At 74.6% G+C, this 15978-nt stretch carries 13 protein-coding genes; 7 read left to right on the forward strand and 6 right to left on the reverse strand.

The features are described from left to right. Nucleotides 1-133 precede the first annotated feature (133 nt). Nucleotides 134-2998, reverse strand: coding sequence for a putative bifunctional diguanylate cyclase/phosphodiesterase (locus ACZ6ZT_RS08115; protein WP_469716664.1), 2865 nt, complete (start codon nucleotides 2996-2998; stop codon nucleotides 134-136). 296 nt (nucleotides 2999-3294) lie between these two features. Beyond that, nucleotides 3295-4242, reverse strand: coding sequence for a 2-hydroxyacid dehydrogenase (locus ACZ6ZT_RS08120; RefSeq protein WP_469716666.1), 948 nt, complete (start codon nucleotides 4240-4242; stop codon nucleotides 3295-3297). 73 nt (nucleotides 4243-4315) lie between these two features. Here ACZ6ZT_RS08120 and ACZ6ZT_RS08125 point away from each other — a divergent pair, with 73 nt between their 5' ends. The 3 genes from ACZ6ZT_RS08125 to ACZ6ZT_RS08135 all read left to right on the forward strand — a co-directional run bounded on the left by ACZ6ZT_RS08125 (nucleotide 4316) and on the right by ACZ6ZT_RS08135 (nucleotide 7015). Beyond that, nucleotides 4316-5323: an aldo/keto reductase gene (locus ACZ6ZT_RS08125; RefSeq protein ID WP_469716667.1), complete on the forward strand. Its 1008-nt coding sequence runs from the start codon at nucleotides 4316-4318 to the stop codon at nucleotides 5321-5323. Between the two features lie 269 nt (nucleotides 5324-5592). Beyond that, nucleotides 5593-6750 (forward strand): PQQ-dependent sugar dehydrogenase, encoded by a 1158-nt coding sequence (locus tag ACZ6ZT_RS08130; protein ID WP_469717276.1) that lies wholly within the window; start codon nucleotides 5593-5595, stop codon nucleotides 6748-6750. Nucleotides 6751-6784: 34 nt separating this feature from the next. Beyond that, complete coding sequence (locus tag ACZ6ZT_RS08135; protein ID WP_469716668.1) at nucleotides 6785-7015, forward strand: DUF6191 domain-containing protein; 231 nt, start codon at nucleotides 6785-6787, stop codon at nucleotides 7013-7015. On the opposite strand, the gene ACZ6ZT_RS08140 is transcribed toward ACZ6ZT_RS08135, so the two are convergent. The 4 genes from ACZ6ZT_RS08140 to ACZ6ZT_RS08155 form a co-directional block, all read right to left on the reverse strand. Continuing rightward, nucleotides 7012-10065, reverse strand: a complete 3054-nt coding sequence (locus ACZ6ZT_RS08140) for a helix-turn-helix transcriptional regulator (protein WP_469716670.1) — start codon at nucleotides 10063-10065, stop codon at nucleotides 7012-7014. The two genes, ACZ6ZT_RS08135 and ACZ6ZT_RS08140, sit on opposite strands and share 4 nt — an antisense overlap. 80 nt (nucleotides 10066-10145) lie before the next feature. Then, the gene (locus tag ACZ6ZT_RS08145; RefSeq protein WP_469716671.1) at nucleotides 10146-10313 is read right to left on the reverse strand and encodes a hypothetical protein; all 168 of its coding nucleotides are present in this window, start codon (nucleotides 10311-10313) and stop codon (nucleotides 10146-10148) included. A gap of 188 nt (nucleotides 10314-10501) precedes the next feature. Beyond that, the gene (locus ACZ6ZT_RS08150; RefSeq protein WP_469716673.1) at nucleotides 10502-11125 is read right to left on the reverse strand and encodes a hypothetical protein; all 624 of its coding nucleotides are present in this window, start codon (nucleotides 11123-11125) and stop codon (nucleotides 10502-10504) included. A gap of 82 nt (nucleotides 11126-11207) precedes the next feature. Then, a complete protein-coding gene (locus ACZ6ZT_RS08155; protein WP_469716674.1) occupies nucleotides 11208-11594 on the reverse strand; it encodes a cupin domain-containing protein in 387 nt (128 codons plus the stop codon). A gap of 60 nt (nucleotides 11595-11654) precedes the next feature. Here ACZ6ZT_RS08155 and ACZ6ZT_RS08160 point away from each other — a divergent pair, with 60 nt between their 5' ends. From ACZ6ZT_RS08160 to ACZ6ZT_RS08175, 4 genes are all read left to right on the forward strand, one after another. Beyond that, entirely contained in the window at nucleotides 11655-12458 is an 804-nt protein-coding gene (locus ACZ6ZT_RS08160) for a GNAT family N-acetyltransferase (protein WP_469717278.1), read from the forward strand. Between the two features lie 96 nt (nucleotides 12459-12554). After that, nucleotides 12555-13058: a DUF6924 domain-containing protein gene (locus ACZ6ZT_RS08165; RefSeq protein WP_469716676.1), complete on the forward strand. Its 504-nt coding sequence runs from the start codon at nucleotides 12555-12557 to the stop codon at nucleotides 13056-13058. A gap of 128 nt (nucleotides 13059-13186) precedes the next feature. Further along, nucleotides 13187-15301, forward strand: a complete 2115-nt coding sequence (locus ACZ6ZT_RS08170; RefSeq protein WP_469716678.1) for a penicillin acylase family protein — start codon at nucleotides 13187-13189, stop codon at nucleotides 15299-15301. Continuing rightward, a complete protein-coding gene (locus ACZ6ZT_RS08175; RefSeq protein ID WP_469716679.1) occupies nucleotides 15298-15897 on the forward strand; it encodes a GNAT family N-acetyltransferase in 600 nt (199 codons plus the stop codon). Before ACZ6ZT_RS08170 ends, ACZ6ZT_RS08175 begins: the two co-directional genes overlap by 4 nt. Nucleotides 15898-15978: the final 81 nt, after the last annotated feature.

The raw sequence follows: 15978 nt of genomic DNA on the forward strand, positions 1-15978 counted from the left end.
GGTGGCAAGCGAGGGGAGCGCGTCGGTAGCGTTGAGCGGGGACATGGAGGTCCCCGCTTCAGCCGACGCGCTTTCCAAGTACGAGAATTCGGGTGCGCATGGCATTGACCCTCCCTCCGGCGGGAGGTGGATGTCAAGTGGGTGGGACGGGCGTCTCATTATGTGAGCCCCCATGGATGACCATCGAGCCACCGGACGCCCCTCCGGCCAAGGCCGGCTGGGCCGTACCGCCCGGTACTGGGAACGTACCCCTGACGAGCGCGCGCCGCAGCCGGTATTCGTCGAGCGGTCCGGAGAAGGCCGCTCCCTGGCCGTGGGTGCACCCCATCGCGCGCAGTGCGGCCACCTGCTCGGGCAGGTCCACCCCGTCCGCCACGGACTGCATGCCCAGGTCATTTGCGATCCGCAACAATCCCGCCGTGATCTTGTGCAGCCGGGCGGATTCGACGACGCCCTCGACCAGTCCCCGGTCGAGCTTGAGCAGGTCGACGGGGAGCCGGCGCAGGGCGCTGATGGCTGCGTAACCGCTGCCGAAACCGTCGAGGGCGATCCGTACCCCCAGCCGGTGCAGGGCCGTCAGGCGGCGCTCCAGCTCGTCGAAGGGGACCCTGGGGTCGGAGGCGGCCAGTTCCAGCACCAGCGCCCCGGAGGGCAGGCCGTGCCGGTTCAGCAGCGCCTCCACCGAGCCCCGGGGCAGGGACCGGTCGAGCAGCCGCCGCGCGGTCATCCGTACGGCCACTGGTACGTCGTGCCCGGCCCGGTGGCGCTCGGCGGCCTGCTCGACGGCCTCTTCGAGCAGCCAGCGGCCCAGTTCCGCGGTGCGCGGGCTGTCCGGCCCGCCGGCCGCGCCGCCCTCGCTGACCCGGAGGAACTCGGCCGGGGTGAAGAGGATCCCCTGGGTGGAACGCCAGCGGGCCTGGGCGGCGACCGCCGCGACCTCCCCCGTGCCCAGCGAGACCACGGGCTGGTGCAGCAGGGCGAACTCGCCCTCGTGGAGGGCGGTGCGCAGCCGCCCGGCCAGCTCCGCCTTGCGGACCACCTCGGCCTGCATCTGCGGGGCGTACAGCTCGACGCGGTCCTTGCCGCCCGCCTTGGCCCGGTACATCGCGAGATCCGCGTTGCGCATGAGGTCCGACGGGGTGATGCCGGGGTCGGCGAAGGCCACCCCGATGCTGGCGGCGACCCGGACCTCGCTGCCGGCGATGCGGTAGGGCTGGGAGAGGGTGGTGCGCAGCCGCTCGGCGATCTCGTGGACCTGGTACTCCCGGGCGCCGCGGTCGCGGCTGCCGTCGCCGAGGATCAGCGCGGCGAACTCGTCCCCGCCGAGCCGGGCGGCGGTGTCCCCGGCCCGGACGGCGTCCTGGAGGCGGTGGGCGGCCTGGACGAGCAGCTCGTCGCCCGCCTGGTGGCCGATGGTGTCGTTGACCGCCTTGAAGCCGTCGAGGTCGATGAAGAGCACGGCGGTGCTGTGGTCCCCGGCCCGGCGGCCGGTCAGCGCCTGGCGGACCCGGCGGGTGAACAGCGCCCGGTTGGGCAGGTCCGTCAGCGGGTCGTGCTCGGCGCTGTGCTGGAGCTGCGCCTGGAGCCGGACCCGCTCGGTGACGTCACGGCTGTTGAGGATGAGGCCGCCCTGGTGGCGGTTGACGGTGGACTCCACGTTGAGCCACTCGCCGCCGCCCGACTTGAACCGGCACTCGATGCGGGTGGTGGGCTCCTCGGCGGGCGGGGCGGCGAGGAAGCGGCGTACCTCGTGGACCACGCGGCCGAGGTCGTCGGGATGGATCAGGGCGGCCAGCTCGCTGCCCACCAGTTCCTCCGCCTCCCGGCCGTAGACCCCGGCGGCGGCGGGGCTGACGTAGCGCAGGGTCCCGGTGGGCGCCGCGATCATGATCACGTCGCTCGATCCCTGGACCAGGGAGCGGAAGTGGTTCTCCTTCTGGGCCAGTTCCTGGGTGAGCGCGATGTTGTCGAGGAGCATGATGCCCTGCCGGATGACGAGGGCGAGGACCACGGTGCAGCCGGTGAAGACGACCATCCGGTCGACCTTCCGGCCGTCGACGACGTTGTAGAGGATGCCGAGGGTGCAGACCGCGGCCGCGAGGTACGGGGTGAGGGCGGGCAGCGAGCCGGTGATGGGCCGGCTGTGCGGGCGCTCGCCGCGCTGGTGGGCGCCGCGGTCCAGCGGCTCGGGCCGGTGCGCGCCCCAGGGGGCGTACGCCAGCAGCAGGGAGCCCGCGAACCAGCCCGCGTCGAGGATCTCGCCCGAGCGGTAGGTGGTGTTCAGCAGCGGCGAGGTGAAGAGCGCGTCGCTCAGGACGGTGAGGGCGAGGGCCGCGATGGCCGTGTTGACGGCGGAGCGGTTGTTCGCGGAACGGCGGAAGTGCAGGACCAGGACCATCGAGACGAGCGCGATGTCCAGGAGCGGGTACGCGAGCGAGAGAGCGGCGCGCGGGACGCTGCCGGGGGCTCCGGACTGGGCGCTGCGCGCGGCGTTGGCGAGGGCCAGGCTCCACGAGAGCGTGAGCAGTGAGCCGCCGATGAGCCAGGAGTCGAGTCCGAGGCAGACCCACCCGGCCCGGTTGACCGGGCGTTTGGCGAGGACGAGCAGGCCCACGATGGCGGGCGGTGCGAAGCAGAGGAAGGCGAAGTCGGCGAGCGAGGGCTCGGGGACCTTCTGGCCGAGGACGACCTCGTACCAGCCCCAGACGGTGTTCCCGATGGCTCCCATGAACGAGGAGAAGGCGAACATCAGCCAGGCGCCGCGTTCACGGCGGTCCACGGTCCGCGCGTAGTGGTAGCAGGAGACCGCCGCGAGTAATCCGGCCGAACTGAGGCCGAAGTCGCCCATGAAGTTGGCGAGTCTGTTGGACCCCCACCCGAGGGCGGCCCCCACGGCGTACCCGCCGCTGACGACCGCGAGGAGGAGCTGCCCCGCCAGGCCCTTGCCGCCGCCCGCGACGGGCGGGCGGGTCAGGAACGCGGCCCCCGGGGCGCTCACCGGTCCCCCTCGCCGGCTGGTCCCGGCGCGGTCCAGTCCCGGCAGCGTCGCCTTCGGCGGCTCTGCCGCGTCGGATCCTTTGTCCATTGGCCGTGCATCGCCCGTCGCCCCCCAAAGTGTCCGATCACTCCCCAGCGCCAGACGTACGTGGCGCGGCCCCTGGTTCCGGACGATACACCACTTTCGTCACTCAGCGACATAGTTTCTCTACTCTCCGTCACCAGCTGCGGGGTTGTCGACACGATGCGCGTTCGGGTGGTCGCGCTGCGTGTGCGCCGTATTGCGCCCGCGTACGCCTACCCGGTGACGAGGACGGTGTTGTCGACGGGCTCCCCGGCGGCGAACCGGGCGAGCTGCCGCGCCACCAGCCGCTTCGCCCGGGGCTCGAACGCCGAGCTGCTTCCGCCCACATGGGGGGTGATCAGGACGTTCGGCGCGTGCCAGAGGGGGTGGCCCGGCGGCAGCGGTTCCGGGTCGGTGACGTCGAGCGCCGCGCGCAGCCGGCCGGATCCCAGCTCCGCCAGCAGCGCCGCGGTGTCCACGACCGGGCCGCGCGCGACGTTCACGAGCAGGGCGCCGTCCTTCATCCGGGCCAGGAAACCGGCGCCCGCCAGGCCCCGGGTGTCCTCGGTCAGCGGGGTGCACAGGATCACCACGTCCGCGCCGGGCAGCAGGCGCGGCAGCTCGGTGAGGGCGTGCACCGGCCCGTGCGGGGTGGTCCGTGCGGAGCGGGCGACCCGGGTGACGGGCCCGACCTCGAAGGGGAGCAGCCGGTCCTCGACGGCCGCGCCGATCGATCCGTAGCCGACGATCAGGACGGACCGGTCGGCGAGGGCGTCGTAGAAGCCGCCGCGCCACTCCTCGCGGTCCTGGCCGCGGACCATCCCGGGGATGCCGCGCAGGGAGGCGAGGACGAGGGTGAGGGCGAGCTCGGCGGTGCTGGCCTCGTGGACGCCACGGGCGTTGCAGAGCCGGACGCCCGGGGGCAGGTCGCCGAGGCCGCCGAGGATGTTGTCGATGCCCGCGGTGAGCGTCTGGACGACCCGCAGGGCGGGCATGCGGGCGAACGGGCGCAGCGTCACGGCCTGGGACTTCATGTACGGGGTGACGTAGAAGACACAGTCCGCGGGGTCGGCCGGGAACGATTCCTCGCCGTCCCACCGTCGGTAGCGGAAGGAGCCGGGGAGACCTTCGATCTCCTCGGCCGGGAAGGGGAGCCAGACGTCCCCGGTCGCAGCAGTCATGATCACGAGGCTATGCGAAGGGAACCGGATCAAGCCGTTAGTTTGAGGGCCGGACCGGGAGGGGGACTCAGGGGTGGAGCGCAGGGCGATCGGGGCGGGGCCGCTGACGGTCGGGGCCATCGGGCTCGGGTGCATGCCGATGAGCTGGGCCTACGCGCCTTCGCGCCGCCGGGGCGAGGAGTCGCTGCGCACCGTGCACACGGCCTTGGACCTGGGCGCCAGTCTGCTGGACACGGCCGACCTCTACGGGCCCTACACCAACGAGCTGGTGGTCGGGCGGGCGCTGCGGGAGCGGCGCGGCGACGCCTTCGTCTCCGCCAAGGTGGGGCTGCGCGCCGGTGAGCAGCACGTGGTGGCCGACGGGCGGCCGGGGTACGTGCGGCGGGCGTGCGACGCCTCGCTGCGCCGGCTGCGGACCGACGTCATAGACCTGTACCAGCTGCACCGGGTCGACCCGGACGTCCCGGTGGAGGAGACCTGGGGCGCCATGGCGGAGCTGGTGGGCGCGGGGAAGGTACGGGCGCTCGGGTTCTGCGCGCTGGGCGCGGGGGCCGGGCCGGGGGCGGGGCGGCGCGGGGACCGCGGCTACCGCTCGACCCTGCGGCAGCTGGAGCGGGTCCAGCAGGTGTTCCCGGTGACGGCCGTGCAGGCGGAGCTGTCGGTGTGGTCCCCGGAGGCGGCGTGGCAGCTGCTGCCGTGGTGCGCGGCGCGCGGGGTGGGGGTGCTGGCCGCGATGCCGCTCGGGAGCGGGTTCCTGACCGGGACGCTGACTCCGGGGCAGGGGTTCGAGGACGCCGACGTACGGGCCCGGCACCCCCGATTCACGGCGCACGCCATGGCGACGAACCAGGTGCTGGTGGCGGGACTGCGCCGGGTGGCGCGGCGGCACGGGCCCGGGGTCACGGCGGCGCAGGTGGCGCTGGCGTGGGTGCTGGCGCAGGGGCCGCACGTGGTGCCGGTGCCGGGGGCGGAGCGGGCGCACTGGGCGGCGGAGAACGCCCGGGCGGCGGAGGTGCGGCTGACGGCGGCGGAGCTGGCCGAGATAGCGGCGCTGCCGGCGGCGGTGGGGGCCTGGGACTGAGTCGGCGGGCTGGGGGCAGGGGCGGCTGGCCGGCGGCGGGCGGCGGGTTCGGCCGGATCCACGCAACCACTCGATCGAGTGTACGAGTGGCGGAACTCGATGACGGCTCGGAGCTGTTGAGAGGGGTGGAAGGCAGGACCGGAGGACCTGAGGGGAGCGGAACCATGCGATACGTACGAGGGACCGGGGGCAGGGCCGGCGGAGCGCCGCATGCGGGTGCGGTCGGATACGGATACGAGTACGGGTACGGGCGCGCGCGGCGTCGGGGTGTGCTGGCGGCGTTCGCCCTGGCGGGGTGCGGGGTCCTGCTGACGGCCGGCTGTTCCGCCTCGGGAGGCGCACCGGCGGCCACGGGCGGCTCCCCACCGGGGCCGCCGCCCGCGGGGACGGCCTCGCCGGGCGCGACGGGCCCGTCGGCGTCGGCTGCGCCGGCCCGGGGTTCGGTGACGGTGTCGGGCGAGGTGGCCAAGGGTCTGGACTCGCCCTGGGGGGTGGCTCCGCTGCCGGACGGGGACCTGCTGGTCGCCTCCCGGGACAAGGGCACCATCAGCCGGGTCCGGACGGCGACCGGGGAGGTCACGCCGGTCGGCGAGGTGCCCGGAGTGGCGCCGGGCGGCGAGGGCGGCCTGCTGGGCCTGGCCCTGTCCCCCGCTTTCGCCTCGGACCGGCTGGTGTACGCGTACTTCACGACCGAGTCCGACAACCGCATCGCGCGGATGCGCTACGACGAGCAGCGGCCGCCGGGGCAGCGGCTGGGCGCCCCGGACACGGTGCTGCGGGGCATTCCCAAGGGGGTCGTGCACAACGGCGGCCGGATCGCCTTCGGCCCGGACCGGATGCTCTATGCCGGCACCGGGGAGACCGGGGACAAGGCGCTGGCGCAGGACCGGAAGTCGCTGGGCGGCAAGATCCTGCGGATGACCCCGGACGGGCAGCCGGTGCACGGCAATCCCGAGGCCGACTCGGTCGTCTACTCGTACGGCCACCGCAATGTGCAGGGTCTGGCCTGGGACGGGGACAAACGGCTGTGGGCCGCGGAGTTCGGCCAGAACACCTGGGACGAGCTGAACCTGATCGAGCCCGGCGGCAATTACGGCTGGCCGGAGGTGGAGGGGAAGGCCGGCAGAGCCGGCTTCCGCGACCCGGTGGCGGTGTGGAGGACGGACGACGCCTCGCCCAGCGGGATCGCCTGGGCGGAGGGCTCGGTGTGGATGGCCGGGCTGAAGGGCGAGCGGCTGTGGCGGATCCCGCTGAGGGGGGCCGTTCCGGTGGCGGAGCCCGAGGCCTTCCTCCAGGGGAAGTACGGGCGGCTGCGGACGGTGGTCTCGCTCGGCGGGGACAAGCTGCTGCTGGTGACGAGCGAGACGGACGGGCGCGGGTCGCCGGAGGCGGGCGACGACAGGATCCTGACCCTGACGGTGAAGTGAGCGGCACGTGCCCCCGAGGGGGCGGAAAGGCACGGTGAGCGCGGTGTTCAACATGATCCAGGAGTTGTTCCATCCCGGTTCGCGGCACACGGAGGAGGAGAGGAAGCGGCTGGAGCTGTCCCGGACCGATGTGAGCGACGGTGATCCGGGGCGGGGTCCGATAGACCTCGACTCCGGCAAGGTGCTCATACGCCCGGACGCGGACCAGCCGGATGGGGACCGGCCGGGCGCGGACCGGCCGGGCGGGGAGGCCGGCGTCCGCTAGTCGCGGTTCGCCGGGAGGGCGCGGGCGAGGGGGGTGAAGAGGCGCAGCCGGTGGGCGAGGGCCGCGGCTTCGCCCCGGCCGGCGACGCCCAGCTTGGCCAGGATGTTGGAGACGTGCACGCTGGCCGTCTTCGGGGAGATGAAGAGTTCCTCGGCGATCCGGCGGTTGGTGCTGCCCGCGGCGACCAGGCGCAGGACATCGCGCTCGCGGCTGGTCAGGCCGAGCGCTTCGAGGGGGTCGGTGTCCTCGGCGGCCGGGCCCGGGCCGGTGTCGCAGATGGCCAGCGGGAGCCGGGCGCGCTGGGCGAGCAGGGCCAGCTCCTCGCGGAGCCGGCGGGAACCGAGCCGGTCGGCGGTGGTGTGGGCGTCGCGCAGCAGGGCCGCGGCCGATTCCCGGTCCCCGCCGGCGGCCAGCAGGGCCTCGGCGAGGCGGTGGCGGGCCCGGGCCAGCAGGTAGGGGCGCTGGAGCGGGCGGAGGGCGGTCTCGACGGCAGCCCAGTCGGCGGGGGTGTCGCCGCCCTCGGCGCGGAGCAGCTCGGCGCGGAGGTACTCGGCGTGGGCGGTCCACACGGGTGCCGGGGCGGCCAGGGCCCGGGCGGCGGTGCGCAGCAGGGTCAGCGCCTCCTCCCGGCCGGCGTCGGCCGCGGGCAGGCCCCGGGCGTCGGCCTCGGCCGTGGCGGAGGCCAGCAGCAGCGGCCAGGCGTAGCGGTGGTGGCCGAGGGGGAAGCCGTGGGCGACGGCCTCCGTGGTCTCGGCCCGGAGGTCGGCGAGCCGGCCCTCGGCCTCGGCGATGCCGATCGCCAGCCGGTAGAGCGGCAGCCGGTGCTGGGGCTGGGTGTCGTGGGTGCCGAAGTGGGTGTGCGCGGCGGCCAGCTGGTGGGCGGCTTCGGTCAGTTCACCGCGGGCCAGGGCCAGGTAGACCAGGCGGGCCGCCGCCATGCCGCGCGGGGGTGCGCCCTGGCCGTCGCGCAGGGTGCGGCGGGCTTCCGTGGCGGCCTCGTCCCAGCGGCCGAGGCTGTACAGGCTCTCGGCCATGTTGCCGCGGAGCCAGGCCTCGGTGTCCAGGAGCCGGGACTTGGCGACGAGCCGGATCCCCTGTTCGGCCAGTTCCACCGCTTCCTGGGAGCGGCCCAGTCCTTCGAGTTGAGAGCTGAGGTTGATGTGAGCACGGCCCGAAAGCTGGATGAACCCGAGTTCGGCGGCCCGGTGCAGGACCGCGCGTATCTCGGCGATGCCCTTCTCCGGGTCACCGGAGTCGACGAGCAGGCTGCCGTGGGTGATCCGGGCGTTGAGTTCGGTCTCCTCGGCACCGACCATCCGCGCGTACTCGACGGCGCGTTCGGCGGCGGCGAGGTTGGCGGGGCCGGGGTTGTGGAGCATGCCCCAGCCCGCGGCCCGGACGAGGACGTCGGCGTGCACCTGGGACGGGGGCAGCCCCTTGACCAGTTCCTGCGCCTTGGCGATCTCCTCCCAGCCGTCGCCCCGGGCGAGGTTGGCGACCAGCCGGGAGCGCTCGGTCCAGAACCAGGCGGCCCGCAGCGGGTCGGACCCGTCCTCGTCGAGGGTGCGCAGCGCCAGTTTGACGAGCTTCAGGGCGCGTTCGCGCTCGCCGCCGAAGCGGGCGGCGACGGTGGCCTCGGCGAGCAGGTCGAGACGTTGCAGCGGGGTGGTCTCCGGATCGCAGCCGCAGGGCGGGTACACGTCGGTGTAGTCCGCCGGGCGCAGGGCCTCGCGCACCTCGTCGGGGGCGGTGTCCCAGAGTTCCATGGCCCGCTCCAGCAGGGTGAGCTGCTCGGAGTAGGCGTGCCGGCGACGGGCGGTGACGGAGGCGGCGAGGACGGCGGGCAGGGCCTTGGCGGGGTTGTTCGCCGCGTACCAGTAGTTGGCGAGCCGGATGACCCGCTCCTCGGGGCGGACCAGCGTCTCGTCGGCCTCGACGGCCTCGGCGTAGCGCCGGTTGACCCGGGCGCGTTCGCCGGGGAGCAGGTCGTCGCTGACGGCCTCGCGGACCAGCGAGTGGCGGAAGCGGTAGCCGTCGCCGTCGGAGGTGGCGAGGAGGATGTTGGCGCCGACGGCGGCCCGCAGGGCCTCGATGAGTTCGTCCTCGCCGAGCTGGGCCACGGCGCGCAGCAGGCCGTACTCGACGGTGGAGCCGCCCTCGGCGACGATCCGGACCACGCGCTGGGCGGCGTCGGGGAGCACTTCGACGCGGACGAGCAGCAGGTCGCGCAGGGATTCGGTGAGGCCGGTGCGGCAGCCGCTCTCGTGGGAGGCGACGAGTTCCTCGACGAAGAAGGCGTTGCCGTCGGAGCGGTCGAAGACCGAGTCGACGAAGCTCTCCTCGGGCCGCGCGGAGAGGATCCCGGTGAGCTGGCGGCGGACTTCGGCGCGGTTGAAGCGGCGCAGTTCGATCCGCTGGACGGTGCGCAGCCGGTCGAGTTCGGCGAGCAGGGGGCGCAGCGGGTGGCGGCGGTGGATGTCGTCGGCCCGGTAGGTGGCGACGAGGACGAGCCGGCCGCTGGCCAGGGTGCGGAAGAGGTAGGCGAGCAGGTGCCGGGTGGAGGTGTCCGCCCAGTGCAGGTCTTCCAGGACGAGGACGACGGTGCGGTCGGCGGCGAGGCGTTCCAGCATCCGGGCCGTCAGTTCGAAGAGCCGGGCGGTGCTCTCCTCGTCGTGGGGGCCCCGGGGGGTCTCGCCGAGTTCGGGCAGGATCCGGGCGAGTTCGTCCTCCTGGCCGGCGGCCGCCGCAACGAGTTCGTCGGGGAGCCGGCGCAGCAGGGTGCGAAGGGCCGTCGAGACCGGGGCGAAGGGGAGGCCCTCCGCTCCGATCTCCACACAGCCGCCGACGGCCACCACGGCTCCGCGGCGGGCGGCCTCGCCGAGGAACTCCTCGGTCAGCCGGGTCTTGCCGACGCCCGCTTCTCCCCCGATGAGCAGAGCCTGCGGCTCCTGGCCGGCGGCGCGCGTCAGGGCGTCGACGAGTACGGCCAGTTCGTCGGCTCGGCCGACGAACACCGGGCTGACAGATCTGGTCTCCACGCCGCCGAGCATCGCACACGGGTGCGGGCCGGCGGCAGTCGTTATCCGTGCGCTCCTGATCACGTGTGGGCCCGCGCGGTACGCGACGCGCGCTACGCGGCGCGGGTGAACCGACTGCGGTGTGCCCTCACCGGCCTTTCGGATTCCTGGCCGCGCGAGGAGGCGGCGGTGGCCTTCCTGGCCTCCCGGGCCATCCGGAACAGGTCGGCCTCGCGGATGAGGTCGGCGCGGCGGGCGGTGGCCATCTCGTACTCGAACATCTCGTACTCCCTGATCGCGTTTCTCGGGCACCTCGTTCGGTGTGATCCAAGATTCGCGTCCCAGAGGGGTCCACCGCATGGGGCGCATGCCGCATCTGCGCGGTGCGGGGTGCCTTAGTCCCGGGCCCGGTGCCCCCGGGGGGACTTAGGCGGAGGAGGTGAGGGGCCGGGGACGGCTAAGGCGGTGCCTACTCGGCGGCCGTCGGCAGGGCGACGAGGAGGTCGAAGTACATGAGGCCGAAGACCAGGACGCCGATGACACCGAGGGCGACGGCGGCCCAGGAGACGGAGCGGACCCAGACCGGCAGGACCCGGCCGGGGGTGCCGAAGGCGGGGCGGGCCAGCACGAAGACGGCGACGAGGAGGGCGAGGGTGGACAGGACACCGTTGACGAGGGCGGTCATGTGCCAGGCGTCGCCGTACAGGGCGGCGATCTTCTCCTTGGCGGTGGTCGCGCTGGCCGACTCGATCTGGCCGATGAGCGTCTGGCGCTCGGCGATCACGCGGGACACCCAGCTGCCACTGAGGGCGACGAGACCGAGGCCGGCGGCGACGATGGCAGCGGCGGCGGATCCGACGCCGGAGCCCTGCGCGGTGGCCTCGGGGCCGGCGCCGTCCACCTCGAATTCCGCGTCGTCGGCGGCGGAGTCGGCAGCGTCCTCGGCAGGGGTCTCGGCCGCGTCGGTGCTCTCGACGGCCGTTTCGGCGGCGGCCTCGGCGGTGGTGGCCTCGGCCGGGGTGTTCTGTGCCGCCTTGTCCTCGGCGGCGTCCGCGTCGGAGGCGGTCGGGGCGAGGGTCTTCGTGGTGTCCATGCCGGGCACCGTAGGCGCCCTTTCTGAGAGGTTCCTGAGAAGACTCACGGGGGCCCGGCCGCGCCGGGGGCGGGCAGCCGGGTCAGGCCGGTGACCCGGGGGCGTCGGCGCGGTAGCCGGGGAGCGAGGGCCACCGCACGGTGAGGACGACCGTGTCCTCTTCGGCGTACCAGGAGTGGTCGACCCCGCGCCCCCAGACCACGTAGTCCCCCTGCTCGGCGAGGACCACGGTCCGGCCGGGGAACTCCAGCCGGAACCGCCCGCTGATGAGGACCTGGAGGGCGGTGCGGCGTTCGCCGGTCACCCAGCGCTCGCGCGCGTCGCCCTTGGGGTGCACGCCCCACTTGATCTCGACGTCCTCGCTGTGGCGGGGATCGTCCGGCTGCTTGAAGTGGCCGAGGAGCCAGCCCCGGTCGGCGGCGGCGTCGGGGGTGGCCTTGCCGGTGTAGATGGCGCGATCGTCGTTCACGGGGCGAGGCTAATGCAGTTGTCGCGGCCGGTCCGCAGCTGGTGAGCTGCCCCGATGACGATGGAACCTGAGGAACTGGCGCGGGTGCGCGACCTGTACGACGCGCGGATGCGGCGCGACGCCGTACCCGACTCCCCCCACGCGCGCGTCGAACGGGTGGGCAGGGTCGTACGGCAGACCGCACCCGGTCTCGGCTGGAACGGCGTGCTGTGGTCGGACCTGGACGAGGCCACGGCGGACGCGGAGATCGCGGCGCAGGTGGCGTACTTCGGCTCGCTCGCGCGGGACGGCGGTGGCACGGAGTTCGAGTGGAAGCTGTACTCCCACGACCGCCCCGCCGGCCTCGGGGAGCGGCTGCGGGCGGCGGGCTTCGTGCCGGAGCCGCCGGAGACGCTGCTGGTCGCCCGGACGGCGGATCTCGCCGCGCTGCCGGTGGAGCCGCCGGAGGGCATCACCCTCCGGGTGGTCACGGACGAGGCCGGGGTTGACCTGATGATGGCGGTCCACCACCGGGCCTTCGGCACCGAGCGGCCCCGGATCCGGGAGCAGCTGCTCACCCTGCTGCGGGAGGAACCGGACACGGTCGAGGCCGTGCTGGCGATGGCGGGCCCGGTCCCGGTGAGCGCGGCGCGCATGGAGATGCGGCCGGGCAGCCCGTTCGCCGGCCTGTGGGGCGGCGGCACGGACCCCGCCTGGCGCGGCCGGGGTGTCTACCGCCTGCTCGTGGCCCACCGCGCCCGGGTGGCGGCGGCCCGCGGCATCCCGTACCTCCAGGTGGACGCCTCGGATGACAGCCGCCCGATCCTGGAGCGCCTGGGCTTCGGCGTCCTCGGCGTGACGACCCCGTACGTCCGGACCGTCTGACGACCCCGGCCGACGGCCCCGCGCCGGGGGCCGGGCCGTGAGAAGCTCCGGCCGGACGGGCAGCCGAGGGAGTGTGGAGGGGGCCGTCGTGGGGACTTGCGGGAGATCACCGGGCACGGGCAGGGGGCGGCCCTGGTCGTCCGGACCGCTTACGGCGACGAGCGCCGCTGGCGGGTGGTGGCGAAGGAGCTGCGGCTGCCGTGGGGCGAGGACGGGGAGTACGAGCCGGACGTCCACCTCGTGGACGACCCGGTCTGGTCCGGCGCCTTCCCCGAGGAGGTCCGTACGGCGGCCCGCCGGTGCGGGAAGCTGTCGGTGGTGTTCGTCGCCGACGTGGTGACGATGCGGTCGGCGGACCACGTCCTGCTGGCCGTCGATCTGGCGGAGCGCCAGGTGCCGCCCCCGGTGGACTTCGCGCGGCCGGCGGCCCCCGCGTCCCGGGCGGCGCGGTCGCCCCGGGCGCCGCACGTGTTCCGCACCGTCCCGGACGGGGTGCACTGGGTGCACGCGAGCCTGTCCCTGGCCACCATGGACTTCGAGGAGTTCGCCGAGGCGGCCGCCGCCGCGCCGGGCGGCGTCTTCGACGGCCTCGCCGGCTGACGCCGCACCCCGGAGATCCGCGCGCGGCCTGTTCCCCCGGATCGGGGAGGCAGGCCGCGCGGTGGCTCAGGACGCGCGCCCCACCCTTATAGTTAGGTCAGCCTAACCTAAGACGCTTGGGGGAGAGTGTGAGCAGTGTGAATACCGAGGCCTACGAGGTCTTCCGCGACCGTTGGGGCGTCCCGCACCTCCGCGCCTGCGACCCCCTCCGGCTCTCCTACGCCCAGGGCCGGGTCACGGCCGTGGACCGGGCCTGGCAGCTGGAGGTCGAGCGGCACCGGGCTCAGGGCTCCAGCGCCGCGTTCCTCGGGGCGGACTGCGTCACCTGGGACCGCTTCGCCCGTCAGGCCCACCTCGACGACACCGGCCGACGCTGCTACGAAGCCCTCGACCCCGGGACCGCCGCCTGGGTCCGCGCCTACGTCGACGGCGTCAACGCGGGCCTCGCCGAAGGGGCCGCCCGCGACGACCGCTTCGCGCGCGCCGGCCACACGCCCGCCGCCTGGCAGCCGTGGGTCCCGCTGTCCATCTGGATCGCCACGCACATCCTGTTCGCGGGCTTCGCCACGAAGCTCTGGCGCGAGCGGGTCGCCCGCGCCCTCGGCGACGGCGCGGCCACCCTCTTCGCCACGGACGGCCCCGGCACGGCGGGCAGCAACGGCTGGCTGGTCCCGGGCGACCGGACCGCCTCCGGCGCGGCGATCATCGCGGGCGATCCGCACCGCTTCATCGAGGACCCGGGCGTCTACCAGCAGATACGCCTGGCCTGCCCCGAGTTCGACGTCCTCGGCCTGGCCGTCCCGGGCGTGCCCGGCCTCGGCCACTTCGGGCACACCGGCAGCGCCGCCTGGGCGATCACCAACGCCATGTCCGACTACCAGGACCTCTACGTCGAGCGGCTGCGGCCCGCGGCCGGCGGCGACGGGGTGGAGGCCCTCGGCCCGGACGGCAGCTGGGAACCGGTGGACCGGCACACCGAGACGATCACCGTCGCCGGCGGGGCGGACGTCGAGGTCGAAGTCCTGGAAACGGCCCGCGGCCCGGTCATCATCCGCGCCGAAGATCCCGCTAACGGCCCCAGCGCGGACTCCGCTGACGCCCCCGACGCCCCCCAGACCCTCTCCCTGCGCTACCCGCCCCGCGTCCGCGCCGACCTCGGCTTCGCCGTCCTCCCCGCCCTGCTCCGCGCCCGCACCGTCGCCGACATCGACCGCGCCCTCGACGGCTGGGCCGAGCCCGTGAACGTCGTCCACGCCGCCGACACCGAAGGCGGCCTGCTGCACCGTGTCGCGGGCGCCGTCCCGCTGCGCGACCCCGCCAACCGGCTCCGCCCGGTGCCCGCCTGGGAGTCCCGGTACGCCTGGCGGGGCTGGGCGGCCACGCCCGCCGAGCCGGTGCGGGGCTTCGCCGTCATGGCCAACGCCCGCGGCATCGCCTCCCCGCTCGGCGTCGAGTTCGCGCCCCCGCACCGCGCCGACCGCATCCGCGCCCTGCTCGGCGGCTCGGCGGACTGGACCCCGGCCGCGATGGCCGACGTACACCGCGACACGCACCTCGGCTCCGCCGCGCCGCTCCTCGCGCCGCTGGCCGGCCTGGACGGCCTCTCCCCCGCCGCCGAGGAGCTGCGGGCCCGACTGCTCGCGTGGGACCGGCGCATGGAGGCCGGCAGCTGTGACGCCACCGTCTTCGCGGCCTTCCGGACCGCGACCGTACGCCGGTTCGCGGCCGACCCCGTCTTCGCCGGCCTGGCCCCGGCCCCGGGCGGCCCGGACGTGTTCCACCCCTGGCTCTACCTCGTCCCGCGGATCGGCTACGCCCTGGAGGGCCTGCTGACCAGCCCGCTCCTGCCCGGGCTGGACCGCGTCGCGCACCTGCGCGCCGCCCTGGAGGAGACGGCCGCGGCGGAGCTCCCCGACACGCCCTGGTCGCGGGTGCACGTGCTGGCGCCGTGGCAGGCGCTGCCCGACGAGGACGCGCCCTGGCCCGGCCTCGGCGGTGACCACGACTGCGTCAACGCCACCTCGTCCGTCCCCGGGTTCACCGACCGCGCGGCCCGCGCCTCGGCGGCCCGCTACGTCTGGGACCTGGGCCGCCGCGAGGACAGCCTCTGGGCGGTCCCGCTGGGCGCGGACGGCGTCACCGGCGCCCCGCACCACCGCGACCAGCTCCCGTACTGGGCGGACTGCGCCCTCGTACCCGTCGTCACCGACTGGGCCCTGCTCACCAAGGAAGAGTCCGTATGACCCCCTCCTCGACCCGCGCCCCCGTCCACACCGGTCAGGCCGAGGGCTTCGGGACGCTCACCCTCACCCCCGTCGACCCCGCCGCCGACGCCGCCGTGATCCACGGCTGGGTCAGCCAGGAGCGGGCGCGCTTCTGGGGCATGAACGGGGCCGGGGCCGATCTGGTGCGGGAGATCTACGAGGACGTCGACCGCCGCACCACCCACCACGCCTTCCTCGCCCGTCTCGACGGCGAGCCGGTGGGGCTGTTCCAGACGTACGACTGCGCCGAGGACCGGGTCGGCGAGTGCTACGAGGTCCGGCCCGGGGACGTGGGCGTGCACCTGCTGGTCGGCCCGGGCGGGGGCCCGGCCCGGCCGGGCTTCACGGGCGCGCTGCTGACCGGTTTCCTCTCCTACGTGTTCTCCGACCCGGCCGTGCGCCGGCTGGTCGCCGAGCCGGACACCCGCAACGCCAAGGCCGTCGACCGGCTGGTGCGCACCGGCTTCGTGCCCGGCCCGGAGGTGGAACTCCCGGAGATCGACCTGCCCGAGGTGTACCTCCCGGCCAAGACCGCCCGGCTGCTCTTCCTCGCCGCGCCGGATACGGCACGCTGAGGCCCCTTCCGGTACGCCGCCTGGACGCGGCCGCCGCGCAACGACGAGGGGCCGTGCCCGGGAGATCCCGGGCACGGCCCC

Source organism: Streptomyces sp. NPDC102258 (genome assembly GCF_055584685.1).

What these genes read in the sequence shown, in the direction of transcription:
- ACZ6ZT_RS08120 (WP_469716666.1), bottom strand. Translation starts at nt 4,242, where the DNA reads ATGACTGCTGCGACCGGGGACGTCTGGCTCCCCTTCCCGGCCGAGGAG.
- ACZ6ZT_RS08140 (WP_469716670.1), bottom strand. Translation starts at nt 10,065, where the DNA reads ATGCTCGGCGGCGTGGAGACCAGATCTGTCAGCCCGGTGTTCGTCGGC.
- ACZ6ZT_RS08145 (WP_469716671.1), bottom strand. Translation starts at nt 10,313, where the DNA reads ATGTTCGAGTACGAGATGGCCACCGCCCGCCGCGCCGACCTCATCCGC.
- ACZ6ZT_RS08150 (WP_469716673.1), bottom strand. Translation starts at nt 11,125, where the DNA reads ATGGACACCACGAAGACCCTCGCCCCGACCGCCTCCGACGCGGACGCC.
- ACZ6ZT_RS08160 (WP_469717278.1), top strand. Translation starts at nt 11,655, where the DNA reads ATGGAACCTGAGGAACTGGCGCGGGTGCGCGACCTGTACGACGCGCGG.
- ACZ6ZT_RS08175 (WP_469716679.1), top strand. Translation starts at nt 15,298, where the DNA reads ATGACCCCCTCCTCGACCCGCGCCCCCGTCCACACCGGTCAGGCCGAG.